We start from the raw sequence: 22,458 nt of genomic DNA, 5'->3' as shown, positions 1-22,458 counted from the left end.
TTCGCAGCCGAACGGGGATAAATCCCCTCACCACAGGGTTACCGGCATCAACAGAATTGGTATGAGGTTAAAGATGTCCCAGGCTGAAAAAATCGTTATCACCGGCAGCCCTCTGCGCTGGCAGGACGTGGTCGCTGTCGCCCGTCACAGTGCGCCGCTGGAACTGTCCAGCGACACCTGGGCGCGCATCGACAACGCTCAGGCCATCGTTCAGCGCATCGTCGCCAGCGGCGAGCGCGCCTATGGCGTCAACACCGGTCTGGGCGGTCTGTCCAACGTCTCGCTGCAAGACGAACAGCTCAGCCAGCTCTCGCGCAACACCCTGCTCAGCCATGCCTGCGGTGTTGGCCCGGTGCTTAGCGACGAGCAGACCCGCGCAATCATCTGCGCCGCGATCCACAACTACAGCCACGGCAAATCCGGCCTGCATCGGCGCGTGGTCGAAGGGCTGCTGGCGCTGCTCAATCGCGGCATCACCCCGCAGGTGCCGTCGCAGGGTTCGGTGGGTTACCTGACGCACATGGCGCACATCGGCATCGCGCTGCTGGGCGTTGGCAATGTCAGCTATCGCGGGCGGATCATTTCGGCGCAACAGGCGCTGGCCGAGGAGGGCCTGCAACCCGTGCAGCTCGGCGCGAAGGATGGCTTGTGTCTGGTCAACGGCACGCCGTGCATGACCGGCCTCAGCTGCCTGGCGATTGCCGATGCTACGCGGCTGCTGCAATGGGCCGATGTCATTGGCGCGATGAGTTTCGAAGCCCAGCGCGGCCAGATCGATGCGTTCGATGCCGAGATCATTGCGCTCAAGCCGCATCCGGGCATGCAGCAGGTCGGCAACAACCTGCGCGCCTTGCTCGATGGCAGCGAAGTGATCGCCGCGAGCAAAGGCATTCGCACTCAGGATGCGCTGAGCATTCGTTCGATCCCGCAGGTTCACGGCGCCGCCCGTGATCAACTGGAGCATGCGATCAAACAGGTCGAAGCCGAACTCAACGGCTGCACCGACAACCCGTTACTGCTGGGCACGCCGGACAATTTCCGGGTGATGTCGCAGGCCAATCCGCACGGTCAATCCGTGGCGATGGCGGCGGATCTGCTGGCGATTGCCATGGCCGAAATCGGCTCGATCGCCGAGCGCCGTCTCGATCGCTTGGTCAACCCGCACGTCAGCGGTTTGCCGGCGTTTCTGGTGGCCAATCCCGGGGTCAACTCGGGGATGATGATCGTGCAATACGTCGCCGCATCGCTGTGTGCGGAAAACCGCCAATTGGCGCAACCGGCGGTGCTCGATAACTACATCACCTCGGGCCTGCAAGAAGATCACCTGAGCATGGGCACCAACGCCGCGCTGAAGCTGCATCGTGCGCTGGAAAACTGCACGCAGATCCTCGCGATTGAATATCTGCTGGCGGCGCAGGCGTTTGAATTCCTCAAGGAACAGCGCTTTGGTGTGGGCACTGACCGCGCGTGGAAACTGCTGCGCGAAACGGTCCCCGCCTACGATCAGGATCGCTGGCTGGCGCCGGATATCGCCGCCGCTGCGACCGTGTTGAAAAACCCGAATCTGCCGCACAACGTCCTACCGAACTTGCACTGACAACTACCCATACCAGCGTGCCAAGGCGTGGATCGTTCACAAGACGAGAAGCGACGGATAACGGAATGCTCCGGAGCGACTGGTAGTTAATAACAATGCCTGACAGGAGCATTTTAATGACTGCGCTGAACCTGATCCCCGGCCAACTGAGCCTGGCCCAACTGCGTGACGTCTATCAGAACCCGGTCACACTGACCCTCGACAACAGCGCCAGCGCGCAGATCGAGGCCAGCGTCGCCTGCGTCGAACAGATCCTCGCCGAGAACCGCACCGCCTACGGCATCAACACCGGTTTCGGCCTGCTGGCCTCGACGCGCATCGCCAGCGAAGACCTGGAAAACCTGCAGCGTTCGCTGGTGCTCTCGCACGCGGCCGGCGTCGGCCAGCCGATCAGCGATGAGCTGGTGCGACTGATCATGGTGCTCAAGGTCAACAGCCTCAGCCGGGGTTTTTCCGGGATCCGTCGGCAGGTGATCGATGCGCTGATCGCGCTGATCAATGCCGAGGTCTATCCGCATATTCCGTTGAAAGGTTCGGTCGGTGCGTCGGGGGATCTGGCGCCGTTGGCCCACATGTCGCTGGTGCTGCTGGGCGAGGGCAAGGCCCGCTACAAGGGCGAATGGCTTGAAGCCACCGAAGCGCTGAAAGTGGCTGGTCTGACGCCGCTGACCCTGGCGGCGAAAGAAGGTCTGGCGCTGCTCAACGGTACTCAGGTTTCCACGGCGTTTGCGCTGCGCGGTTTGTTCGAAGGCGAAGATCTGTTTGCCGGTGCAGTGGCGCTGGGCAGTCTTACTGTTGAAGCCGTGCTCGGTTCGCGCTCGCCGTTCGACGCGCGCATTCACGCTGCACGTGGGCAGAAAGGTCAGATCGATGCCGCTGCCGCGTACCGCGATCTGCTCGGTGAGCGCAGCGAAGTCTCCGCCTCGCACCAGAATTGCGACAAGGTCCAGGACCCGTACTCGCTGCGCTGCCAGCCGCAAGTCATGGGCGCCTGCCTGACCCAGTTCCGTCAGGCCGCTGAAGTGCTGGCGGTCGAAGCCAACGCGGTTTCCGACAACCCGCTGGTATTCGCCGCTGAAGGCGACGTGATTTCCGGCGGCAACTTCCACGCCGAACCGGTGGCCATGGCCGCTGACAACATGGCGCTGGCCATCGCTGAAATCGGCTCGCTGAGCGAGCGGCGCATCTCGCTGATGATGGACAAGCACATGTCGCAACTGCCGCCGTTCCTGGTGGCCAATGGCGGGGTGAACTCCGGTTTCATGATCGCCCAGGTCACCGCTGCGGCGTTGGCCAGCGAAAACAAGGCGTTGTCCCATCCACATTCGGTGGACAGCCTGCCGACCTCGGCCAACCAGGAAGACCACGTATCGATGGCCCCAGCGGCGGGCAAGCGTCTGTGGGAAATGGCCGAGAACACTCGCGGCATTCTCGCCGTGGAATGGCTGGCGGCGGCGCAGGGCCTGGATCTGCGCAACGGTCTGAAGACCTCGCCGAAGCTGGAACAGGCACGGGCGATTTTGCGCAAGGAAGTGCCGTTCTATGAGAAGGACCGCTTCTTTGCACCTGACATCAATGCGGCGACGCAATTGCTGGCGTCGCGGTGTTTGACCGAGCTGGTGCCGGCGAAGCTTTTGCCGAGCCTTTAACCCTACCCACTGATCGTTCCCACGCTCTGCGTGGGAATGCCTCAAGGGACGCTCCGCGTCCAGTGACGCGGAGCGTCACGGGCTGCATTCCTTTGCTGCGCGTGGGAACGATCACTATAAGAGGAACCGGGATGAAAACCCTCTGGCAACACTGCCACGTCGCAACCATGGCCAACGGCGCCTATTCGATCATCGAGGACGCCGCGATCGTGACGTCCGGCACGCTGATCGAGTGGATCGGCCCGCGCACCCAATTGCCGTCCGGCGAATACCCGGCGGTCAATGATTTGCAGGGTGCGTGGGTCACCCCCGGTCTGATCGACTGCCACACCCACACCGTGTTCGGCGGCAACCGCAGCGGCGAGTTCGAGCAGCGTCTGCAAGGCGTCAGCTATGCCGAGATCGCTGCGCAGGGCGGCGGCATCGCCAGCACCGTGCGCGCCACTCGCGACGCCACTGAGGACGAGCTGTTCGCCAGCGCCGCCAAACGCCTGAAAAGCCTGATGCGCGACGGCGTGACCACGGTGGAAATGAAATCGGGCTACGGTCTCGATCTGGCCAACGAGCGCAAGCTGCTGCGGGTCATCCGGCGCCTGGCCGAAGAGCTGCCGATCAGCGTGCGCAGCACTTGCCTGGCGGCGCACGCGTTGCCGCTGGAGTACAAGGATCGCGCCGACGACTACATCGATCTGGTCTGCGAGCAGATGCTCCCGGCCCTTGCCGCCGAAGGTCTGGTCGATGCCGTGGATGCGTTCTGCGAATACCTGGCGTTTTCGCCGGAGCAGGTCGAGCGGGTGTTCGTCGCCGCGCAACAACTCGGTCTGCCGGTGAAACTCCACGCCGAGCAATTGTCCTCGCTACATGGCTCCAGCCTCGCCGCGCGCTACAAAGCCTTGTCCGCCGATCATCTGGAATTCATGGACGAGGACGATGCCATCGCCATGGCCGCCGCCGACACCGTCGCCGTGCTGCTACCGGGCGCGTTCTACTTCCTGCGCGAAACCCAATTGCCGCCGATGGACGCGCTGCGCAAACACAAGGTGAAGATCGCCATCGCCAGCGACCTCAATCCCGGCACCTCGCCGGGGCTGTCGTTGCGCCTGATGCTGAACATGGCCTGCACCTGTTTCCGCATGACCCCGGAAGAAGCTCTGGCCGGAGCGACCATCCATGCCGCGCAGGCGTTGGGCATGGCGCAGACCCATGGCTCGCTGGAAGTTGGCAAGGTCGCCGACTTTGTCGCGTGGGACATCGAGCGTCCGGCGGATCTGGCCTATTGGCTCGGTGGCGATCTGGACAAGCGCGTCGTGCGTCACGGCGTCGAATCGAATCTGTAGGAGAACGGTTGTGGACAAGGTTCTGAGTTTCAAACAAGGCCGCGTGCCGCTGCTGATCAGCATGCCCCATGCGGGTGTGCGTCTGACCCCAACGGTCGAGGCCGGGCTGATCCCCGCTGCGAGAAGCCTGCCGGACACCGACTGGCATATTCCGCAGCTCTACGATTTTGCCGAGGAACTGGGCGCCAGCACCCTGGCTGCCGAGTATTCGCGTTTCGTCATCGACCTCAACCGGCCGTCCGACGACAAGCCGTTGTATGCCGGGGCGACCACCGGGTTGTATCCGGCGACGTTGTTCGACGGCATTCCGTTGTTTGAGGAGGGGCAGGAGCCGTCGAAAGAGGAGCGCGCAACATACCTGGAGCAGATCTGGACGCCGTATCACCGCACCTTGCAGGAGGAACTGGCGCGACTGAAAGCCGAATTCGGCTACGCGCTGTTGTTCGATGCGCACTCGATCCGCTCGATCATCCCGCACCTGTTCGACGGCAAACTGCCAGACTTCAACCTTGGCACCTTCAATGGCGCCAGCTGTGATCCACAATTGGCCAGTCAACTGGAAGCGATCTGCGCGCAGCACGAGCAGTTCACCCATGTGCTCAACGGTCGCTTCAAGGGCGGACACATCACCCGCCAATACGGCGACCCTGCGCAGAACATCCACGCCGTGCAGCTGGAACTGTGCCAGTCCACCTACATGGAAGAGTTCGAACCGTTCCGCTACCGCGCCGACCTCGCGGAGCCGACGCGGGTGGTGCTCAGGGAATTGCTGCAGGGCTACCTGGCCTGGGCAAAATCTCACTACAGCGCCTAACCCCTGTGGGAGCGAGCCTGCTCGCGAAGACGTCCGTTCAGCCGACAACCAGGCCGAATTTGATCGTTCCCACGCTCTGCGTGGGAATGCAGCCCGTGACGCTCCGCGTCACTGGACGCGGAGCGTCCCAAGAGGCGTTCCCACGCAGAGCGTGGGAACGATCAGGCCCCGGAGCATGCTCATTGACGCAAATCGGGTTTATGATGCCCAACGGCAGAATAATACGAGTCCCCCCAGGGATGACCTCGACCCCTTACGGAGCGCGCAATGCAGACTTTGTTTCCGCAGATCAAACCCCACGCCCGGCACGATCTGGCTGTCGATGACACCCATACGCTGTACGTCGATGAAAGCGGCTCGCCGGAGGGTTTACCGGTGGTGTTCATCCACGGTGGCCCCGGCGCCGGCTGTGACGCCCAGAGCCGACGCTATTTCGATCCGAATCTGTATCGCATTGTCACCTTCGACCAGCGCGGCTGCGGTCGCTCCACCCCGCACGCCAGCCTGGAAAACAACACCACCTGGGATCTGGTCGAAGACCTTGAGCGCATCCGCAAACACCTGGGCATTGAAAAATGGGTGCTGTTCGGCGGCTCATGGGGTTCGACCCTGGCGCTGGCCTACGCGCAAACCCACCCGGAGCGGGTGCATGGCCTGATTCTGCGCGGGATCTTTCTCTGCCGTCCGCAGGAAATCGAATGGTTCTATCAGGCCGGCGCCAGCCGTCTGTTCCCCGATTACTGGCAGGACTATATCGCGCCGATCCCGCTGGACGAGCGCGACGACCTGCTCAACGCTTTCCACAAACGCCTGATCGGCAACGATCAGATCGCCCAGATGCATGCGGCGAAGGCTTGGTCGACCTGGGAAGGGCGCACCGCGACCCTGCGCCCGAACCCGCTGGTGGTCGATCGTTTCTCCGAGCCGCAGCGCGCGCTGTCGATTGCGCGGATCGAATGCCACTACTTCACCAACAACGCCTTCCTTGAGCCGAACCAGTTGATCCGCGACATGGGCAAGATCGCTCATCTGCCCGGCGTGATCATCCACGGTCGCTACGACGTGATCTGCCCGCTCGACAACGCCTGGGAATTGCACCAGGCCTGGCCGAACAGTGAATTGCAGGTGATCCGCGACGCCGGCCACGCCGCGTCCGAGCCGGGCATCACCGATGCGCTGGTGCGCGCCGCGAGCAAAATGGCCCAGCGCCTGCTCGACCTGCCACTCGAAGAAGCATGAAGGCGCTGTTGCAACGCGTACGCGGCGCGCGGGTAGAGGTCGCCGGCGAGGTAGTCGGCGCGGTCGATCAGGGTTTGCTGGTGCTGGTTGCGGTAGAACCCGACGACACGCGTACCAGCGCCGACAAACTTCTGCATAAGCTGCTTAACTATCGAGTATTCAGTGACGCCGAGGGCAAGATGAATCTGTCCCTGGCGGATGTGGGTGGCGGGTTGCTGCTGGTCTCTCAGTTCACCCTCGCCGCCGACACCAAAAGCGGCCTGCGTCCGAGCTTTTCCACGGCCGCACCGCCGGCGCTGGGTGAAGAATTGTTCGACTATTTATTGAGTCAGGCGAAACAGGTGCATGGCACTGTGGCATCAGGTAGATTCGGCGCCGATATGCAGGTGCACCTGGTCAACGATGGCCCGGTAACCTTCCTGTTACAGACCTGACAGTGCCTGAAACATGTTTTTCGGCAATTTCGACTGTTTTTAGGCTGTTTTCGCGATAAATACTTTGTTACCCCTGATGCGTTGTCATCCGGGCTACTAGATAATCGCGCGCTGCGGGGATCGACATTCGTTGATCCGTTTTGACTTAGGTAGAGACTTGTCTGGATCCGATTGGGGAATCATTTTGCCCCGGCGGAGTCGGAACAATGCTCGCCAACTTGGCAAGGGTGCCCTGAAAGGTCGGTTTTTTACTTCCGAAAACCCTACAGGCACTTCATCTGGCCGTTGGTTTATTGATCTGTTTTCGGCGAGGGTTGCTCGTGATTGTTAGTCCCTGTAATGCAGCAAAAATGTCTGCCAAACGCATGCGAAGTGCTCTGGTAGCGGGTTCGGCGCTCCTGTGCCTGCTCAGCGCCGGTCAGCTTTGGGCGTTCAATCTTGACGACGTATCGGCCAAGGCCAAAGAGCTGGCCGGGCAGAAGTTCGAAGCCCCGCGCAGCAACCTGCCGAACGAATTCCGCGAAATGAAGTTCGCGGACTACCAGAAGATCCGCTTCCTCACCGAAAAGGCTGAGTGGGCCGATCAGAAGACGCCGTTCAAACTCTCCTTCTATCACCAGGGTATGCATTTCGATACGCCGGTGAAAATCAACGAAATCACCGCAAACACTGTCTCGGAAATCAAATACGATCCGAGCCGCTTCGATTTCGGCGATCTGAAATTCGATCCGAAAGCCACCGAGCAACTGGGCTACGCCGGTTTCCGTGTGCTGTATCCGATCAACAAGGCCGACAAGCAAGACGAGATCATGACCATGCTCGGCGCGAGCTACTTCCGCGTCGTCGGCAAGGGCCACACCTACGGTCTGTCGGCCCGTGGTCTGGCGATCGATACTGCGCTGCCGTCGGGTGAAGAGTTCCCGCGTTTCCGCGAGTTCTGGATTCAGCAGCCCAAGCCGGGCGACAAGCACCTGGTGATCTTTGCTCTGCTCGACTCGCCGCGTGCCACTGGTGCCTACCGTCTGATCCTGCGCCCGGGCAGCGACACCATCGTCGACGTCAAAGCGCAGATGTTCCTGCGTGACAAGGTTGGCAAACTGGGTATCGCGCCGCTGACCAGCATGTTCCTGTTCGGCGCCAACCAGCCGTCGAAAGTGCTCAACTACCGTCGTGAACTGCACGACTCCAGCGGTCTGTCGATCCATGCCGGAAACGGCGAGTGGATCTGGCGCCCTCTGAACAACCCGAAACATCTGGCTGTGAGCAACTTTAGCGTCGAGAACCCGCGTGGTTTCGGTCTGCTGCAGCGTGGCCGTGATTTCAGCCACTACGAAGACCTCGACGACCGCTACGACAAGCGTCCAAGTGCCTGGATCGAGCCGAAGGGCGAGTGGGGCAAGGGTACTGTCGATCTGGTAGAGATTCCGACCGCTGACGAAACCAACGACAACATCGTTGCGTTCTGGAGCCCGGAAAAAATGCCGGAGCCAGGCCAGCCGCTGGACTTCGCCTACCGCATGCACTGGACCATGGACGAAGCAGCACTTCACGCGCCGGACAGCGCCTGGGTGGCACAGACCCTGCGTTCGACCGGTGACGTCAAGCAATCGAACCTGATCCGTCAGCCCGATGGCAGCGTGGCCTATCTGGTCGACTTCGAAGGTCCATCGCTGGCGGCACTGACGCCGGATGCCGACGTGCGCAGTCAGGTCAGCGTCGGTGACAACGCCGAACTGGTCGAGAACAGCGTGCGCTACAACCCGGAAACCAAGGGCTGGCGCTTGACCCTGCGGATGAAGATCAAAGATCCGAGCAAGGCAACCGAAATGCGTGCCGCCCTGGTTCAGCCAGTGGTCACCGCAGATCTGGGCAAATCGGTGCCGGCGTCCAACTCGTCGGTTGCCAAGGCTGACAAGGTTGCCGCCAAGCAACAGGAAAAACTCGACAAGGAAGCCAAGGCCGCCGAAGCCAAACAGGCTGAAGCCAAGCCCGCAGCCGACGCCAAGGACAAGGCCAACAAAGACGCCAAGCAGCCAGTCGCTGCCGACGCGGCCCCAGCCACACCGGAATCGGCGCCGACTGAAGAAGTCCTGACCGAGACCTGGAGCTATCAGTTGCCTGCCGATGAGTAATTCACCAGTACAGCCAGAGACTCTGTCCGAGTATCTGGCGCATCTGCCGATGACCGACGAGCAACGCGCGGAACTCGCGGGTTGCCAGTCGTTCAGCGAGCTGCATGAACGCCTGTCGTCCTCGACATTCGACGCCCCTGCCGAAGCCGCCCAGGCTTCGGTGGGCAAGCGTCTGACCCTGAGCACTGCCGAAGAACTGGCTGAAGCGGAAATGCTGGTGCTCGACGCCAGTGGTCGGGTCAGCCTCAAGGCGACGCCGCCGATCCGCCGCACCAAGGTCGTGCCGGAGCCATGGCGCACCAATATCCTGGTGCGTGGCTGGCGCCGTCTGACCGGTCGCACCAATCCGCCGCAGCCGCCAAAAGACGAAAACGTCCTGCCGGCCGCGCGCTGGCGCACCGTCGGTTCGATCCGCCGCTACATTCTGTTGCTGCTGATGCTCGGCCAGACCATCGTTGCCGGCTGGTACATGAAAGGCATCATGCCGTACCAGGGCTGGTCGTTCGTCGATCTGGAAGAAGTCCTGCATCAGCCGCTGCTGCAAACCGCCACGCAAGTGCTGCCGTACGCACTGCAAACCAGTATCCTGATTCTGTTCGGGATTCTGTTCTGCTGGGTGTCGGCGGGTTTCTGGACCGCGCTGATGGGCTTCCTCGAGTTGCTCACCGGCCACGATAAATACCGTATCTCCGGGAAAAGCGCTGGTAACGAGCCGATTCCGAAAGATGCGCGTACTGCGCTGGTGATGCCGATCTGCAACGAAGACGTGCCGCGTGTATTCGCCGGTCTGCGTGCGACGTTCGAATCGGTAGCGGCCACCGGTGATCTGGATCGCTTCGACTTTTTCGTCCTCAGCGACAGTAACGACAGCGATATCTGCGTCGCCGAGCAACAGGCCTGGCTGGATGTCTGCCGCGAGGCCAAGGGCTTCGGCAAGATCTTCTATCGCCGTCGCCGCCGTCGTGTGAAGCGCAAGAGCGGCAACCTCGACGACTTCTGCCGTCGTTGGGGCGGTGACTACAAGTACATGGTCGTGCTCGACGCCGACTCGGTGATGAGCGGCGAGTGCCTGACCAGTCTGGTGCGCCTGATGGAAGCCACGCCGGACGCCGGGATCATCCAGACCGCGCCGCGTGCGTCGGGCATGGACACCCTGTATGCGCGCATGCAGCAGTTTGCGACCCGCGTGTACGGCCCGCTGTTTACCGCCGGTCTGCACTTCTGGCAGTTGGGTGAATCCCACTACTGGGGTCACAACGCGATCATCCGCATGAAGCCGTTCATCGACCACTGCGCTCTGGCGCCGTTGCCGGGCAAGGGCGCGTTCTCCGGTGCGATCCTGTCCCACGACTTCGTCGAAGCTGCGCTGATGCGTCGTGCCGGCTGGGGCGTGTGGATTGCCTACGACCTGCCGGGCAGTTACGAAGAGTTGCCGCCGAACCTGCTCGACGAGCTCAAGCGTGACCGTCGCTGGTGCCACGGTAACCTGATGAACTTCCGCCTGTTCCTGGTCAAGGGCATGCACCCGGTGCACCGCGCGGTGTTCCTCACCGGCGTGATGTCTTACCTGTCGGCGCCGTTGTGGTTCTTCTTCCTGGTGTTGTCGACCGCGCTGCTGGCGGTGAACACGCTGATGGAGCCGCAGTATTTCCTCGAACCGCGTCAGCTCTATCCGCTGTGGCCACAATGGCACCCGGACAAGGCCATCGCGCTGTTCTCGACGACCATCGTGCTGCTGTTCCTGCCGAAGCTGTTGAGCATCATCCTGATCTGGGCCAAGGGCGCGAAAGAGTTCGGCGGCAAGTTCAAGGTGACCCTGTCGATGCTGCTGGAGATGCTGTTCTCCATGCTGCTGGCGCCGGTGCGGATGATTTTCCACACCCGCTTCGTCCTCGCCGCGTTCCTCGGCTGGGCCGCGACCTGGAACTCGCCGCAGCGTGACGACGACTCGACGCCGTGGAGCGAAGCGGTCAAGCGCCACGGTCCGCAGACGTTGCTGGGTTTCTTGTGGGCGCTGCTGGTGATCTGGCTGAACCCGAGCTTCCTCTGGTGGCTGGTACCGATCGTCGGTTCGCTGATGCTGTCGATCCCGGTATCGGTGATCTCCAGCCGTGTCGGCCTGGGCCTGAAGACCCGTGACGAGAGCCTGTTCCTCATCCCTGAGGAATACAATCCGCCACAGGCCTTGCTGGCAACCGATCAGTACACCCACGAGAACCGCTATCACGCCCTCAACGACGGCTTCGTCCGCGCCGTGGTCGATCCACAGCAGAACGCCCTGGCGTGCTCGCTGGCGACCTCGCGTCACGGCCAGGCCGAGCCGATCGAGTGGCTGCGTCAGGAACGTGTGCGACACGCGATCAAGGTCGGCCCGGCCGGGCTGAACAACCATGATCGTCTGCAACTGCTCAGCGACCCTGTCGCACTGGCACGCCTGCATGAGCAGGTCTGGGCCGAAGGTCACGCTGAGTGGCTGGACGCCTGGCGCGCTTCGGTGAAAGCCGATCCGCATGCGCCGTTGCTGCCGCTGCGACCGGTGAGCCTGCAGGCTCAGCCGGCCTGATAAGAAAAAAACCCCGCTGATTCAGCGGGGTTTTTTATGTCCGCTGTTGATCTGCGAACAAACCCGATCAGACCTAAAACCAGTGCAAAGCATCCGTCGCCAGTTTGGCGCGCCCGTTAACTACGATGCGCAAACCGCGCCGCTGCCTTCGCGAGCAGGCTCGCTCCCACCTTGGAATGCGTTTCCCCTGTGGGAGCGAGCCTGCTCGCGAATGGCATCACCTCGGTTACTGGCGAACCGAGGTTGTGCATCAACTCAGACTTTGAAGCGGCCGACCAGCATCTGCAGATGCGTGCCCAACCGCGCCAGCTCGACGCTGGACGCTGCGGTCTCTTCACTCGCTGCCGAGGTCTGATCGGACACATCGCGCACGTTCAGCACGCTGCGGTTGATCTCTTCGGCCACGGCGCTCTGTTGCTCGGCGGCTGCGGCGATCTGCTGGTTCATCGCCTGGATCGCCGAGACGGTGCGGGTGATGCTCTCCAGTGAGCCACCGGCACGCCGGGTCAGTTCGACGCTGCTGTCGGTCAGGCTGCGGCTGTTGTCCATGATCGTCGCCACTTGCTGAGTGCCGTTTTGCAGACCGACGATCAGCTCTTCGATCTCTTCGGTGGACTTCTGCGTGCGCTGGGCGAGGCTGCGCACTTCATCGGCAACCACGGCGAAACCACGTCCGGCTTCACCGGCGCGGGCCGCTTCGATGGCGGCGTTGAGGGCCAGCAGGTTGGTTTGCTGGGCCACCGACTTGATCACATCGAGGACGCTGCCGATCTTGTCGCTTTCACGCTTGAGCTCGCCCATGGCTTCGGTGGAGTGGCCGACCTCGACCGCCAGACGTTCGATCTGGGCGATGGCTTCGCCGACGACCTTGTCACCTTCGCGGGCCTGTTGATCAGCGGCGACAGCGGCCTCGGAAGCTTCTTCAGCGTTGCGTGCGACTTCCTGCACGGTAGCGGCCATTTCGTTCATGGCGGTGGCGACCTGATCGGTCTCGATCTTCTGATTATTGACCCCGGCGCTGGTCTGCTCGGTCACCGCGGATAGCTCTTCAGCGGCGCTGGCGATCTGCGTGACGCCGTCGCTAATACCGCCGATCAACTCGCGCAGGCCCTGGGTCATGCTTTGCATCGAGCGCTGCAATTGACCGAGTTCATCGCGACGCAGGGAAACCAGGTCGTGGGTCAGGTCGCCGGCGGCCACGCGCTCGGCGACTTTCAGGGTCTGGGTCAGCGGAATGATGATCTGCCGAGTGATGATCCACGCTGCCAGCAAACCGAACACCAGCGCCAGCACGGTGGCGATCAGCAGCATGTTCTTGGCGTGGGCGGCGTCGGTGTCGCGCACCACGGTTTGCGATTCGGTGAGCTTCTTGCTGACCGACATCAGGATCTCGCCCTGAGCCGACATGTTCGCCAGTGCAGCAGTGTTCTTGACCTGCGAATCACGGAATTGAGCGACAGCGGCGCGGTAAGCCTTGAGCGAGTCGGTGGCTTGCTGCAGGTTGGCGATGTGCTGCTCCGGCACGCGGGTCGGCAGGCTTTCGAGGTTTTTCAGGGCGTTGTCGATAGCGGTCAGCGCTGGTTGCTCGGCGTCGGCCTTGCCGCTGTAGGTGTAGCCGCGCACCTGATAGCGCGCCTGCTGCAACAGTTTGCTCAGCTCGATCACCGCGTTGTATTGGGCGACGCTGTCGCCTTGCAGCAGCGCACTTTCGACTTCGCCAACCTTGGCCACGGCATTATCGGCATTGGCGCCAAGCTTGCTCCGCGCGTCTTCACGCTGGACGGTGGCCTGGGTCATTTCGCCGAAAGCGCGTTTGTATTCGGCGACCGCAGCAAGCTGTTGATCGACCATCGCCACATCGGATGGCTGCTCGATCATGCCGCGTGCCGATTGCAGACCGCTTTCGAGTTTGTTGAGCAATTCATTGACCGCACCCGGGCCTTGTTCGCCACGACGCATGTCGTAGTCCATGCGCGCCAGGCGCAGGTCTTTGGTCAGCTCGTTGAGGCTGGAAATGAAGCCGAGCTTGTCGCCACGGCTGATGATGCCGCTCATGCCGGTCCAGCCGGTGAAAGTGATCAACAGCGTCAGCAACAGCACCAGGCCGAAACCGATGCCCAACTTGCGTTTGACGCTGACATTTCCAAGACTCTCGGCTAACCAACGGTACATGCGACCACTCCCTTCGGACCACTTAATTGGACTTATAGGGGCTGTATCGGCTAAGTGATGGCAATCTGTAACGCCACTTGTCTGCGACTGTAGGGGCTTGTAGGAGCTGACGAGTGCAACGAGGCTGCGATCCTTTGATCTTGCTTTTAAAACAAGATCAAAAGATCGCAGCCTTCGGCAGCTCCTACACAGGATCGGTGTTGCGTCAGAACAGGCGTGCAAGCAGGGCGGTGACGGCGGTTTCGACGCGCAGGATGCGCTCGCCCAGTTGCACCGGTTGCAGGCCGGATTTGGCCAGCAGATCGATTTCGGAAGGAATCCAGCCACCCTCGGGGCCGATGGCCAGGGTCACCGGTTCGTTCAGGGCGCGCGGGCAGGGCGGGAAGTTGCCGGGGTGGCCTACCAGGCCGAGGGTGCCCTCGGCGATCGCCAGCAAGCGATCTTCAACGAAAGGCTTGAAGCGCTTTTCGATGACGATCTCTGGCAGCACCGTATCGCGAGCCTGCTCCAGCCCGAGGATCAACTGCTCACGAATCGCTTCCGGCTCCAGAAACGGCGTCTGCCAGAAGCTTTTCTCCACGCGATAACTGTTGACCAGAATCACCTTGGCCACGCCCATGGTCGCGACGGTTTGGAACACGCGGCGGAGCATTTTCGGCCGGGGCAGGGCCAGCACCAGGGTCAGCAGCAGCTTGGCCGGCGGTGGCTGATCAAGGCTGACACGCAACTCTGCTTCGCCCGCTTCCAGACGCAGCAACTCGGCCGAACCCATCAGCCCGTTGATGCGTCCGACGCGCAGGCTGTCGCCGACTTCCGAGCGATGAACTTCCTGCATGTGGGTCAGGCGCCGGTCGCGCAGGATCACGCGGTCGGCCGCAATGAAGTCGGCCTCTTCGAGCAGCAGCAGGTTCATGCCTGAGTCGCTGGCGGCTGGTCGTTGTGGTCGTCGGCCGGCGTTTCGTCCGGGCGTTCGCGCTTGCTGACCAGCGCGCCGAAGAGGATGCCGATCTCGAACAGCATCCACATCGGCACAGCCAGCAGGGTCTGCGAGAAGATGTCCGGCGGGGTCAGGATCATGCCGACCACGAAGCAGCCGATGATCACGTACGGGCGGATCTTCTTCAGGTATTTGACGTCGACCACGCCGATCCACACCAGCAGGACCACGGCCACGGGGATCTCGAACGCCACGCCGAAGGCGAAGAACAGCGTCATGACGAAATCGAGGTAGCTGGCGATGTCGGTCATCATTTCCACGCCGGCCGGGGTGGCAGCGGCGAAAAACTTGAAGATCAGCGGAAAGACGAAGTAATAGGCGAACGCCATGCCGATGTAGAAGAGCAGGATGCTGGAGATCAGCAGCGGTACCGCGACGCGTTTTTCATGCTTGTACAGGCCCGGCGCGATAAAGCCCCAGATCTGATGCAGGATCACTGGAATCGCAAGAAACAGCGAAACCATCATCGTCAGTTTCAGCGGCGTCAGGAACGGCGACGACACGTCGGTGGCGATCATCGTCGCGCCGACCGGCAGATACTGGCGCAGCGGCGTCGAGACGAATGTGTAGATCTGCTGGGTGAACGCGAACAGTCCGGCAAAGATAATGAAGATCGCCGCCACGCAACGCAGCAGGCGGGTGCGCAACTCGGTGAGGTGTGAAACCAGCGGCATGTGCTGGTCGTTTTCCGGAAGATCGCTCATGGGGCTCGCGGCGGCAGTGTAGGGTCTTGAGGCGCTGGTGTAGTCGGCGCGGCGGAGGGCGCTACGTGTTCAACCGATGTGTCTGTGGTAATCGGCGCGGTTCCTGGCGGTGTTACAACAGGTGCAGGAGTCGGAGCGGCAGCGCTGTGAATCGTCTGCTCGCCCACAGGCTCGACCGGCGTCGGCTCCTGCTGGTTCGGATTGAAAATCTTCCGCGCCTCTTGCTCCAGCGACAGAATATGTTCGTTGTGCAGTTGCCGACGGATCTCGTCGGCACCGATTTCACGTTCAACTTCCTGTTTGATCGCGTTGAAGCTGCGCTTCAGGCGGCCGACCCACAGACCGGCGGTGCGCGCAGCGCCCGGCAGACGCTCGGGGCCGAGCACCAGCAGGGCGACGAGGCCGACGAGCAGCAGTTCAGAGAAGCTGATACCAAACATTAGTCAGTGCTCACACGTCTTTGCGGATCGGCTCTTCGACTTTCTGCGCCTGCACGTCGATGGTGTGCGGCGGGTTGGCCTGAGCGGTGGTCTGCGGCTGCACCGGTGGCACTGGCTGGGCCGGCGGGGTCACGTTCGGTTCGGCCGGTTTTTCGTCGTCGTTCATGGCTTTGCGAAAGCCCTTGATCGATTCGCCAACGTCGGTGCCGAGGTTTTTCAGTTTCTTGGTACCGAATACCAGCACCACGACAATCAGAATGACGACCCAATGTTTCCAGTCAAAAATGCCCATGTGGCGATTCCTCTCTAAAAGTTGTTCAGGCGGACGGACGCGAGGCTTTCTCGACGTGTCCGGACAGGCCGAAGCGACGATCCAGTTCATCCAGCACGGCCTGCGGATGCTGCCCCAGTTGGGCGAGCATGACCATGCTGTGGAACCACAGGTCGGCGGTCTCGTAGATCACATCACTGCAATCGCCACTGATCGCGGCATCCTTGGCGGCAATAATGGTTTCGACCGACTCTTCGCCGACTTTCTCCAGAATCTTGTTCAGCCCCTTGTGATACAGGCTGGCGACATACGAACTGTCGGCGGCTGCGCCTTTGCGCTCTTCGAGCACTTCGGCCAGACGGGTGAGTGTGTCACTCATGTGTGTGTCCTGCGGAATAGATAGCGTGCGGTTCTTTCAGAACCGGGTCGACCGTTTTCCAGTCGCCGTTTTCGAAGACCCGGTAAAAGCAGCTTTGACGGCCGGTGTGGCAGGCGATGTCGCCGATCTGTTCAACCATCAGGATGATCACGTCGGCGTCACAGTCCAGGCGCATCTCGTGCAGTTTCTGCACATGGCCGGACTCTTCGCCCTTGCGCCACAGCTTGCCACGGGAACGTGACCAGTAGATTGCACGATTCTCCGCAGCGGTCAGTTCGAGCGCTTCGCGGTTCATCCAGGCCATCATCAATACGCGCCCGGTCTTGTGATCCTGGGCAATCGCCGGCACCAGGCCGTCAGCGTCCCACTTGATCTCGTCCAGCCAGTTTTTCATCTTCAATTCCTGACAGAAGCAGCTTCGAGTTGCGAGCTTCAAGCTGCAAGTAAAAGCAGTTGCGGTGTGCTTGTAGCGTCAAGCTTGAGGCTCGCAGCTTATAACTTGCAGCTGATTCGTGCTATCGGCGAACGACCAGATACAAACCGACCGCGATCATGATTCCGGCGGGCCAGTGCGACCAATCGGTCAACGGACCACCCGCTGCGAGGATCGCGCCGCCGGCCAGATGCGCGCAGCCGAGCAGGCGCAGGAACCAGTCGTCCTTGCGTTTGCGCCACGGCGGCGGTGGGTCTTTGGCGTGGGGTTGCGACATGCGTTCGAGCAGATCGCGGGCCATGTTCGACAGGTGCGGAATCTGCTCCAGCTGGCTCTGCACGTTGCCCAGCAAGGCTTTCGGGCTGACGCGTTCGCGCATCCAGCGCTCGAGAAACGGCTGCGCGGTGTTCCACAGATCCAGATCCGGGTACAGCTGACGACCGAGGCCTTCGATATTCAGCAAGGTCTTCTGCAACAGCACCAGTTGCGGCTGCACTTCCATGTTGAAACGGCGAGCGGTCTGGAACAGGCGCATCAGCACCTGGCCAAATGAAATATCTTTTAACGGTTTTTCGAAGATCGGTTCGCACACCGTACGGATCGCCGCTTCGAATTCGTTGAGTTTGGTTTCCGCCGGCACCCAGCCCGAATCGATGTGCAACTGCGCCACGCGGCGGTAGTCGCGCTTGAAGAACGCGAACAGGTTGCGCGCCAGATAATCCTGGTCTTCCGGGGTCAGGCTGCCGACGATGCCGCAGTCGATCGCGATGTATTGCGGGCTCCACGGATTGACCGTGCTGACAAAGATGTTGCCCGGGTGCATGTCGGCGTGGAAGAAACTGTCGCGGAACACCTGAGTGAAGAAAATCTCCACGCCGCGCTCGGCGAGCATCTTCATGTCGGTGCGCTGGTCGGCAAGGGTCGCCAGATCGGTGACCTGGATGCCGTAGATGCGCTCCATCACCAGCACTTTCGGCCGGCACCAGTCCCAATAGACTTGCGGTACATAAAGCAGCTGCGAACCTTCGAAGTTGCGGCGCAACTGGCTGGCGTTGGCCGCCTCGCGCAACAGATCGAGTTCGTCGTAAATGGTCTTTTCGTAATCCTGCACCACGTCGACCGGGTGCAGCAGGCGCGCGTCAGCAGAGAATTTTTCCGCCGCGCGGGCGAGGATGAACAGCCATGCCAGATCCTGCGCGATGATCGGTTTCAGGCCTGGGCGAATGACCTTGACCACGACTTCTTCGCCGCTTTTGAGCTGCGCCGCGTGCACCTGCGCCACCGAGGCCGAGGCCAGCGGGGCAACGTCGAAACGGCTGAACACTTCGCTGATTTTCTTGCCCAGCTGTTCTTCGATCAGCTTGATCGACACTTGCGAATCGAACGGCGGCACGCGGTCCTGCAGCAGCATCAGCTCATCGGCGATGTCTTCCGGCAACAGGTCGCGGCGGGTCGAAAGAATCTGCCCGAACTTGATGAAGATCGGCCCCAGATCCTGCAACGCCAGACGCAAGCGCGCACCACGATTGAGTTCCAGCGGCTTGCGCGGCAGCCAGCGCCACGGCAGCAAAAAGCGCACGGCCAGAAGGAACCAGGGCAGTGGCAGATCGAACAGCAGGTCATCGAGGCGGTAGCGGATCACGACGCGCTGGATGCGCAACAGACGGCGGACGGCAAGCAGCTTCATGCGTTATCGCTTGGGTCGAGGGATCGGGAAAGGCGCTCGAAACGCGCCTCGAGTCGTTCCAGATCGAGTTTGATCCGGTCCAGTTCGCTGAATCGCGCTTCGGCTTCGCGCTGCCCGACGAGGGTGCGCGATTCTTCGGCGAGGTATTCGGCAAGATTCTGGTTGAGGCTGGCAAATCCTTGTTGATACCAGCGCGCGCGGCTGCGCAGGTGACCACCGAGCAGTTGCGTGGCGACCGGACCGAGCCAGCGCGAGAGTTCGTACTCCCAGTCCAGCTCAAGATCCTGCAGTACGCCGGCCAGCTCCAGCAGCACGCCGCTGTCGCCATCGAGCTCGACTTCCGGTGCGTGCAGCACGGCGGTCTTGTCTTTGCTCAGGGCCAGTTTCACCAGGCTCGAGGCCGGTGCGCGCAACGTGCAATCGACATCCGCTGCCCACTGCGAGGCAAGCATCAAGCCTTCGTCGCTGGGCAGGATGAACAGTTGCAGCGCCGGGCTGCGGCAGTCGACGGCAATCACCTTGCCGGTCAGATGCGCCAGGCGCGGCAGCGCCGTGCTGTCGAGACGCAGCACCCGGTTGAGGCCGAGTTCGACGCTGGCGAGCAGCCCGGTGAGCAACATCAGGGTTTGATGCCGCGGTGCAGGGCGACGATGCCTGCGGTCATGTTGTGATAGGTCACGCGGTCGAAACCGGCCTCGACCATCATTGACTTCAGGGTTTCCTGATTCGGGTGCATGCGGATCGATTCGGCCAGGTAACGATAGCTTTCCGAATCGTTGGTGATCAGCTTGCCCATCAGCGGCATGAAGGCGAACGAGTAGGCGTCGTAGGCTTTCGACATCAGCGCGTTGGTCGGCTTGGAAAACTCCAGCACCAGCAGACGACCGCCGGGCTTGAGTACGCGCAGCATCGAACGCAACGCGTCCTCTTTGTGCGTCACGTTGCGCAGGCCGAAGGCGATGGTCACGCAGTCGAAATGGTTGTCCGGGAATGGCAGTTTTTCCGCATCGGCCTGGACAAATTCGACGTTGCCGGCAACGCCCAGATCGAGCAGACGATCACGGCCGACCTTGAGCATCGACTCGTTGATGTCGGCCAGCACGACCTGGCCGGTCGGGCCGACGAGGTTCGAGAACTTGCGGGTCAGGTCGCCGGTGCCACCGGCGATGTCGAGCACGCGGTTGCCGCTGCGCACGCCGGAAAGCTCGATCGCGAAACGCTTCCACAGACGGTGCATGCCGCCCGACAGAAGGTCGTTCATCAGGTCGTATTTAGCGGCTACGGAATGGAAAACCTCAGCGACTTTTTCCGCTTTCTGGCTTTCCGGAACGTTTTTGAAGCCGAAGTGAGTGGTGGGTTCGGCATCGCTGCCTTTGCGCTGATCAGTCATATCGCTGTCACCAAAAGAGAATGCGCGACATTCTAATCCCCAAGCCATGCTTTGTCTTGGAATGGCTAAAGGTAAGATGGGCAACCTTCGGGACGATTTGCCGCAGATGCGGTCAAGATTCAACGTCAGCCATTCAATCATCAGGAGTCATTCCATGGCCAAAATCAGTGTTGAGCGCGCCCACACTCTGGGCAAGGACGCCGCCCGCGAAAAGGCCGACAAACTGGCCAAAAAGCTCAACGAACAATACGGCCTTGAGCCGCAGTGGTCGGGCGATACCTTGAACCTCAAGCGCTCCGGCGTGAAAGGTGAAGTGCACGTGGCGGACGATTCGATCAGGGTTGACGTCGAGCTGGGCCTGATGATGTCGGCCATGAGCGGCATGATCAAAGCCGAGATCGAGAAAGCCCTCGACAAAGCCCTGGCCTGATTTCCAGGTTGAAATCCAGTCCCCTGTGGGAGCGAGCCTGCTCGCGAAAGCGGTCTTTCAGTCAGATTATCCGTGGCTGACAAACCGCATTCGCGAGCAGGCTCGCTCCCACATTTGTTTAGAGTTGCTCCCGCTGGTTAGGGTGCCCTTTCTAATTTTTCTCCCTACTTTGTGCCTGAGCCCGACACTCGTCCGGCAGTTCCTCAAACCTTCTGCGCGTGAGGTGCACCATGGCCAAAGTCATTTTGAAGAAAAAAATCGACGCTCCGACTTCTACCCTGAGCGACGTCAAATCCTATGCCCGCAAGATCTGGCTGGCAGGCCTGGGCGCCTACACCAAGGTTGGCCAGGAGGGCAGCGAGTACTTTCAGGAGCTCGTGGCCGCCGGTCAAACCGTTGAAAAGAAAGGCAAAAAAGCCGTCAGCGAAAAACTCCTCGCGGCAAACGCCGAGATCGATGACGCGGCCACTCAGGTCAGCTCGTTCAAGGGTCGCGTTGAAGTTCAGCTCGACAAGGTCGAGAAGGCCTTCGACAACCGTGTGGCGAGCGCCTTGAATCGGATCGGCATTCCGTCTAAACATGACGTTGAGGCACTCTCTGCTAAGCTCGATGAGCTGACGGCATTGCTCGAACGCGTCGCGCGAAAATCTTAAGGAGAACGGGATGGCTGGCAAAAAGAACACCGATAAAGAAAGCAGCTCGTGGGTCGGGAAGGTCGAGTCCTACTCCCGCAAAATCTGGCTGGCTGGTTTAGGCGTGTACTCGAAGATCGACACTGACGGCAGCAAACTCTTCGATGCATTGGTCAAAGACGGCGAGAAAGCCGAGAAGCTCACCAAGACTGCCGTCGGCAAGAAAGTCGAGGACTCGACCTCCTCGGCCAAGTCGCGTATCAGCGGCGTGAAAGACCGCGCCATGGGCAAGTGGGACGAGCTGGAAGGCGCGTTCGACAAGCGCCTGAACAGCGCGATTTCGCGCCTGGGTGTGCCGAGCCGCAATGAGGTCAAGGCGCTCAACGCCAAGGTCGACACGCTGACCAAGCAGATCGAAAAACTCACCGGTCTGAAAGCTCAGCCTGTGGCGGCGAAAACCGCTGCGGCGAAACCTGCCACTAAAACTGCGGCGGCCAAACCTGCGGCGAAAACCGCGGCCAAGCCACTGGCCAAAGCGGCGGCAAAACCGGCTGCGAAAGCTGCGGCCAAAACGGCAGCCGCCAAGCCTGCGGCCAAAGCGGCAGCCAAACCGGTTGCCGCCAAGGCCGCTGCCAAACCGGCAACCAAAGCAGCAGCAAAACCTGCGGCTAAAACTGCAGCGAAACCAGCGGCCAAGCCAGCAGCGAAGACCGCTGCCGCCAAACCCGCTGCGAAGCCTGCGGCCAAACCGGCTGCGGCGAAAAAGCCAGCAGTGAAAAAACCGGCCGCGCCGAAAGCCGCTGCGCCGAAACCGGCCGCCGCACCATCGACTGCTCCAACAGCTCCGGCCAACGCGGCAAACTCCGCTGCGGCACCTACGGCAGCCGCTACCCCGACTGCAGCATCGACACCGTCGACGCCATCCAGTCAGTCCTGATTTCAGGGCAAATCAAAAACGCCCGGCCTGTGAAGGTCGGGCGTTTTTGTTTGTGCATTCCAAGCGGCCCCTCACCCCAGCCCTCTCCCCAAGGAGAGGGAGCCGACCGAGGTGTCCTGCGTCATACGTCGACCTGAAAAAATCGAGTCGATTATCGATTCAAAGAAGCTCGCTCAGGTCGGCGTAGCTCGCGAACATCCCCCAATCAGTCCCCTCTCCCA

Annotated in this window: 21 protein-coding genes and 1 pseudogene; 11 read left to right on the top strand and 11 right to left on the bottom strand. The window is 61.3% G+C overall.

All coding sequences use genetic code 11. The annotated features are described in order from the left end of the window. The first annotated feature begins 73 nt into the window (after positions 1-73). From hutH (OC605_RS23230) to mdoH, 8 genes are all read left to right on the top strand, one after another. Positions 74-1,597 carry a histidine ammonia-lyase gene (hutH, locus tag OC605_RS23230; RefSeq protein ID WP_262139730.1) on the top strand — a complete coding sequence of 508 codons (1,524 nt, stop codon included), beginning with the start codon at positions 74-76 and terminating at the stop codon, positions 1,595-1,597. Between the two features lie 116 nt (positions 1,598-1,713). Next, positions 1,714-3,246 carry a histidine ammonia-lyase gene (gene hutH, locus OC605_RS23225; RefSeq protein WP_262139729.1) on the top strand — a complete coding sequence of 511 codons (1,533 nt, stop codon included), beginning with the start codon at positions 1,714-1,716 and terminating at the stop codon, positions 3,244-3,246. 131 nt (positions 3,247-3,377) lie between these two features. Beyond that, complete coding sequence (gene hutI / locus OC605_RS23220) at positions 3,378-4,583, top strand: imidazolonepropionase (protein ID WP_262139727.1); 1,206 nt, start codon at positions 3,378-3,380, stop codon at positions 4,581-4,583. A gap of 10 nt (positions 4,584-4,593) precedes the next feature. Next, complete coding sequence (gene hutG / locus OC605_RS23215) at positions 4,594-5,397, top strand: N-formylglutamate deformylase (RefSeq protein WP_186568629.1); 804 nt, start codon at positions 4,594-4,596, stop codon at positions 5,395-5,397. 267 nt (positions 5,398-5,664) lie between these two features. After that, on the top strand, positions 5,665-6,636 hold the full coding sequence (gene pip / locus OC605_RS23210; RefSeq protein ID WP_024011249.1) for a prolyl aminopeptidase: 972 nt from the start codon (positions 5,665-5,667) through the stop codon (positions 6,634-6,636). Continuing rightward, on the top strand, positions 6,633-7,070 hold the full coding sequence (gene dtd / locus OC605_RS23205) for a D-aminoacyl-tRNA deacylase (RefSeq protein ID WP_122601419.1): 438 nt from the start codon (positions 6,633-6,635) through the stop codon (positions 7,068-7,070). Before pip ends, dtd begins: the two co-directional genes overlap by 4 nt. Positions 7,071-7,420: 350 nt before the next feature. Then, a complete protein-coding gene (locus tag OC605_RS23200; RefSeq protein WP_160768503.1) occupies positions 7,421-9,202 on the top strand; it encodes a glucan biosynthesis protein G in 1,782 nt (593 codons plus the stop codon). Then, entirely contained in the window at positions 9,195-11,765 is a 2,571-nt protein-coding gene (gene mdoH, locus OC605_RS23195; protein WP_186568633.1) for a glucans biosynthesis glucosyltransferase MdoH, read from the top strand. Before OC605_RS23200 ends, mdoH begins: the two co-directional genes overlap by 8 nt. Before the next feature lie 255 nt (positions 11,766-12,020). Here mdoH and OC605_RS28265 read toward each other — a convergent pair whose 3' ends face one another. The 11 genes and pseudogenes from OC605_RS28265 to ubiE form a co-directional block, all read right to left on the bottom strand. Beyond that, entirely contained in the window at positions 12,021-12,734 is a 714-nt protein-coding gene (locus tag OC605_RS28265; protein WP_371262571.1) for a methyl-accepting chemotaxis protein, read from the bottom strand. A gap of 141 nt (positions 12,735-12,875) precedes the next feature. Next, positions 12,876-13,820, bottom strand: a pseudogene (locus tag OC605_RS28260) (methyl-accepting chemotaxis protein); the annotation flags it as partial. A 322-nt stretch (positions 13,821-14,142) separates the two neighbouring features. Then, positions 14,143-14,850, bottom strand: coding sequence for a 16S rRNA (uracil(1498)-N(3))-methyltransferase (locus OC605_RS23185; protein WP_262139721.1), 708 nt, complete (start codon positions 14,848-14,850; stop codon positions 14,143-14,145). Next, the gene (tatC, locus tag OC605_RS23180) at positions 14,847-15,638 is read right to left on the bottom strand and encodes a twin-arginine translocase subunit TatC (RefSeq protein WP_016772075.1); all 792 of its coding nucleotides are present in this window, start codon (positions 15,636-15,638) and stop codon (positions 14,847-14,849) included. Before tatC ends, OC605_RS23185 begins: the two co-directional genes overlap by 4 nt. Continuing rightward, positions 15,635-16,078 (bottom strand): Sec-independent protein translocase protein TatB, encoded by a 444-nt coding sequence (tatB, locus tag OC605_RS23175; protein ID WP_262139718.1) that lies wholly within the window; start codon positions 16,076-16,078, stop codon positions 15,635-15,637. The genes tatC and tatB overlap by 4 nt, the downstream gene beginning before the upstream one ends. A gap of 10 nt (positions 16,079-16,088) precedes the next feature. Beyond that, positions 16,089-16,370: a twin-arginine translocase TatA/TatE family subunit gene (locus tag OC605_RS23170; protein WP_073471591.1), complete on the bottom strand. Its 282-nt coding sequence runs from the start codon at positions 16,368-16,370 to the stop codon at positions 16,089-16,091. 25 nt (positions 16,371-16,395) lie between these two features. Then, positions 16,396-16,728, bottom strand: coding sequence for a phosphoribosyl-ATP diphosphatase (locus OC605_RS23165; protein WP_007909355.1), 333 nt, complete (start codon positions 16,726-16,728; stop codon positions 16,396-16,398). Continuing rightward, entirely contained in the window at positions 16,721-17,122 is a 402-nt protein-coding gene (hisI, locus tag OC605_RS23160) for a phosphoribosyl-AMP cyclohydrolase (RefSeq protein ID WP_262139714.1), read from the bottom strand. Before hisI ends, OC605_RS23165 begins: the two co-directional genes overlap by 8 nt. Positions 17,123-17,243: 121 nt before the next feature. Further along, complete coding sequence (gene ubiB, locus OC605_RS23155) at positions 17,244-18,848, bottom strand: ubiquinone biosynthesis regulatory protein kinase UbiB (protein WP_110602570.1); 1,605 nt, start codon at positions 18,846-18,848, stop codon at positions 17,244-17,246. Next, the gene (locus tag OC605_RS23150; protein ID WP_016772070.1) at positions 18,845-19,468 is read right to left on the bottom strand and encodes an SCP2 domain-containing protein; all 624 of its coding nucleotides are present in this window, start codon (positions 19,466-19,468) and stop codon (positions 18,845-18,847) included. Before OC605_RS23150 ends, ubiB begins: the two co-directional genes overlap by 4 nt. Then, positions 19,468-20,238 carry a bifunctional demethylmenaquinone methyltransferase/2-methoxy-6-polyprenyl-1,4-benzoquinol methylase UbiE gene (gene ubiE, locus OC605_RS23145; RefSeq protein WP_016772069.1) on the bottom strand — a complete coding sequence of 257 codons (771 nt, stop codon included), beginning with the start codon at positions 20,236-20,238 and terminating at the stop codon, positions 19,468-19,470. Before ubiE ends, OC605_RS23150 begins: the two co-directional genes overlap by 1 nt. A gap of 154 nt (positions 20,239-20,392) precedes the next feature. On the opposite strand from ubiE, the gene OC605_RS23140 reads away from it, so the two are divergent. The 3 genes from OC605_RS23140 (at position 20,393) to OC605_RS23130 (ending at position 22,237) form a co-directional block, all read left to right on the top strand. Next, the gene (locus OC605_RS23140; protein ID WP_016772068.1) at positions 20,393-20,668 is read left to right on the top strand and encodes a polyhydroxyalkanoic acid system family protein; all 276 of its coding nucleotides are present in this window, start codon (positions 20,393-20,395) and stop codon (positions 20,666-20,668) included. 230 nt (positions 20,669-20,898) lie between these two features. Beyond that, entirely contained in the window at positions 20,899-21,321 is a 423-nt protein-coding gene (locus tag OC605_RS23135; RefSeq protein ID WP_016772067.1) for a phasin family protein, read from the top strand. Between the two features lie 10 nt (positions 21,322-21,331). Further along, positions 21,332-22,237: a phasin family protein gene (locus OC605_RS23130; protein ID WP_186567539.1), complete on the top strand. Its 906-nt coding sequence runs from the start codon at positions 21,332-21,334 to the stop codon at positions 22,235-22,237. Positions 22,238-22,458 lie beyond the last annotated feature (221 nt).

Origin of the sequence: Pseudomonas sp. Marseille-Q5117, from assembly GCF_946901175.1 — a bacterium.
Classification (GTDB): domain Bacteria; phylum Pseudomonadota; class Gammaproteobacteria; order Pseudomonadales; family Pseudomonadaceae; genus Aquipseudomonas; species Aquipseudomonas iranensis.
The sequence above is the reverse complement of the archived record's forward strand: the minus strand, read 5'-3'. Positions and strand labels throughout refer to the sequence as shown.